Raw genomic sequence first — 3,428 nt, forward strand, 5'->3', positions numbered from 1 at the left:
CCACGACAAGAGCCGGCAGAAGGCCAAGGCCCGCACCCGAGCCCCCGCCCCGACGCTCGCCCCCGGCATAAGCACGCAGCCGTGCACCGCGGCGCCGGCGCCGACATGCGCATCGGCACCGATCACCGATCCCCCGTCGACGATCGCGCTCGGATCGACGGTCGCGCCTGCGCCGATGATCCGCTCCAGCCCCCGGGAGCGCACGATCTGCGCCGAGGTCAGCACGAGCGCGGCCGGCGTCCCGACATCGATCCAGTCCGCCTGCTCGCGGTAGGCGCGCACCCCCCCTGCGGCGACCAGCCGCGGCAAGACCTCGCGTTCGAGGCAGACCACGCCCGGCCCGATGGCGTCGATGACCCGGCGCCGCAGCACATAGGTGCCGCCGTTGACCTCCTGGCTCGGCGGGTCGGGTGACTTCTCGACGAACGCGCTCACGATGCCGCCGGCGTCCGCGACCACCGAGCCGTATGCCGTGGCGTCCGCCACCGTGCGCAGTAACAGGACCGCGTCGGCCTCCGGCGCGCCGGCCAGCACCGCGAGCTGCGCCCCGAGGTCGTGCCGGGTGAAGTGGTCGCCGTTGACGACGACGATCGGGTCCTCGGGCGCGGTCTCCGGCAGTGCCGCGATGGCATGCGCCAGCGCACCGCCGGTGCCGAGCGGCTCGGGCTCCACGGCATACCGCAGGTCGAGGCCGACGTCGCTGCCCGGCCCGAAAACCGGCTCGAAGAGCTCGGCACGGTAGTACGTGGCGAGCACGGCGACGTCGACGCCGTGTCCGGCCAGCCAGCGCAACTGGTGTGCGAGGAAGGGTTCGCCGGCCACTTCGAGGAGGTGCTTGGGCCGGTGCGCGGTCAGCGGGGCCATACGGGTGCCGAAGCCGCCCGCGAGGACGATCGCGCGGGTCACCGGCCGGCCGCGATCGCCTGGAGTTGCGGCGCGAGCCAGGACCAGAAGATCGCCCCGGATTCGGTGGAGAAGTGCAGACCGTCGGCATAGAGCGGGATGCCGTTGATCGTGTCGTGGTAGCCACCGGTGCACAGCAGGCCGAACTGGTCGAGCACGGGGACGCCGGCCCCTTGACCCCAGTCGGCGACCATGGCGTTGAGCGCGCCGACCGCGGCGTCGTCATTGGTCCGGGTCAGCTCGGAGGTGCCGACGATATTGGGCATCCGGTGGCAGGCGAGGTTCATCACGGCGAGGTGCGCGGACCCACTGTCCTTCGCTGACGCCACCATCTGGTCCAACTGGCCGCGCAGGTAGGCCGTGTGCTCGGCACTCCCCGCGGTCAGGACCCGGCCGTTGACCTCGATGTCGTCGAGCATCGGGTGGGTGAGGAAGACGAGCGCCACATCGGGCCGGTGCGCCGCGACCGTGGCCGGCCAGCTCGCCCGCCAGTCGCGGCACGCCTGCGTCGTCGGCTGCACCTGACCGTCGACGACCTTGGGGGCGTCGTACATATCGCAGCCGAAGTTGGTGTCCTGGTCCACGGCCAGGTCGGGGTAGGTCCCGGCTGGGAAGCTCGCGGCCAGGCTGAAGGGAATCGAGTTGCCCAGCAACATGATTCGCCGCTGCTCCGCGCCGGGAGTGTAGCTCGGCGCGGCATACTGCAGACCGTCGGTGCCGCCGGCGACCGCGCGGGTGCTCGACGGCAGCAGGGCGATGAGGACGGCCAGCAGCACCGCGGCCGCGAGGGCCGACAGCAGGCCGAGCCGCGGCATACGGGGCCACCAGCCGCTCAGGCCGCGGATGCGGATCGGGTGTTCCACGAAGCGATAGGACAACGCCGAGAGCGCGAGGGTGAGCGCGAACTGGAGCACCGCGAGCACCAGCCCGTGCAGGTGCATCCGCTGGGCGTCGAGGAAGACGATGACCGGCCAGTGCCAGAGATAGAAGCCGTAGGAGATGACGCCGAGCCGGCGCAGGGGCTGCGCCGAGAGCAGGCGCCGCACCGGCGAGGCGTTGGGGCTGGCCGCGGCCACCACGACGAGGACGGTCAGGACCGAGAAGGCCAGCAGGCCGCCCTCGAAAACCCCGGGTGTTGTCTCGTGCACCAGCGTGAAGCAGGCCACGAGCGCCAGCAGTGCCGGCAACGCCACCCGGCGGCTGAGGTCGTCGATGCGGATCCGGGCCGAGCGGCTGATCGGGCTGCCCGGCGAGAGCAAGGAGGCGAGCACGGCGCCGGTCAGCAACTCCTGGGCGCGGGTGTCGGTGCCGTAATAGACCCGGCTCGGGTCGATTCCCGGGTGGTAAAGCAGCATCATCGTCAGCGCGCTGGTCACGGCGAGCGCACCGAGGACCAGGGCCAGGCGGCGCGTGCCCCCGAGCAGGCGCAGCAGGAGCACGAGAAGCAGCGGATAGAGGAGATAGAACTGCTCCTCCACCGAGAGCGACCACATGTGCCGCAGCGGGGACGGGCTGGCGACCGCCGCGAAATAGGCCTCGTCGCCGAGCAGGAAGTGCCAGTTCGCGGCATAGAACCACGCGGCCAGGGCGTCGCCGGCGAGGGCGGCCCGCCGCGCGGCATACGTCCAGAAGAAGCCGGCCGTCACGACGGCGAGCAGGACGAGGATGACCGCCGGCAGCAGGCGGCGCGCGCGGGCGAGCCAGAAGTCGGTCAGGTCGATGCGCCCCAGGCGGGCGCGCTGGGTCAGCAGCAAGGTGGTGATCAGATAGCCCGAGAGGACGAAGAAGACGTCCACGCCGAGCCAGCCGCCCGGCAGCCAGCGCGGGTTGGCGTGGAAGACGAAGACGGCGAGGACCGCGACCGCGCGGATGCCGTCGAGGCCGGGCCGGTAACGCAGGGATTGGTGCGCGCTGGCCCGATGCCGCGTGCGCTCCAGCGTCGCGCCACGCGCGAGCGCCGTGGTTGTCACCGGGCAATGGTGCCACGATGGTCGGGAGCAGCCGTACCCGCCGGTAATCTGTGTGTATGTCTAGTGCATCCCAGCCGGTCGTGCGCGGCGAACGGATGAGCACCGGCGCGAAGGTCTCCACGATCATCGCGGTGCTCTTCTTCCTGCTCGCCGTGTACTACTACTTCGTCCCGATCAACATCCAGGCTCAGCAGGGCGTCTTTGGCTGTGGGTCGGCGATCCACCCGCCTACCGACGACTTCGCCAAGGGGATCTGCCAGGACCTCTCGACGATCAACCGCTTCCGCTCGTTGATGTCCCTGGTCGCCGCGATCCTCGTCGGCGGTCTCGGCTGGATGCTCTTCGGCGGCGGCATCCGCGCCGCCCGCGTGGGCGCGGACGACGACGAAACCACCGACTCGCCCCGCGACCCGGCCGCCTTGGACGACTGAGCCGGTCACATGGACGTCGACGCCTTTCTGGCCCAGGTTCCTGCGCTCTTCGACGGGGATGCGATGGCCGTGGGCCCGGCCGACCCCGCCTACGCGCGCGTCGTCGAGCAGGTGGCTGGCTACA

3 protein-coding genes are annotated in these 3,428 nt (G+C 71.1%); 1 reads left to right on the forward strand and 2 read right to left on the reverse strand.

The genetic code is table 11. The features are described 5' to 3' along the window. A partial coding sequence (locus PKH97_RS15130; protein ID WP_324388419.1) for an NDP-sugar synthase occupies window positions 1–906 on the reverse strand: 906 nt, incomplete at its 3' end. After that, entirely contained in the window at window positions 903–2,873 is a 1,971-nt protein-coding gene (locus PKH97_RS15135) for an acyltransferase family protein (RefSeq protein ID WP_324388420.1), read from the reverse strand. The genes PKH97_RS15130 and PKH97_RS15135, both read right to left, overlap by 4 nt. 56 nt (window positions 2,874–2,929) lie before the next feature. On the opposite strand from PKH97_RS15135, the gene PKH97_RS15140 reads away from it, so the two are divergent. Then, on the forward strand, window positions 2,930–3,304 hold the full coding sequence (locus PKH97_RS15140) for a hypothetical protein (protein ID WP_324388421.1): 375 nt from the start codon (window positions 2,930–2,932) through the stop codon (window positions 3,302–3,304). The last annotated feature ends 124 nt before the right edge of the window (window positions 3,305–3,428 follow it).

It is taken from the genome of Nostocoides sp., assembly GCF_035343835.1.
GTDB classification, from domain to species: Bacteria; Actinomycetota; Actinomycetes; order Actinomycetales; family Dermatophilaceae; genus Nostocoides_A; species Nostocoides_A vanveenii.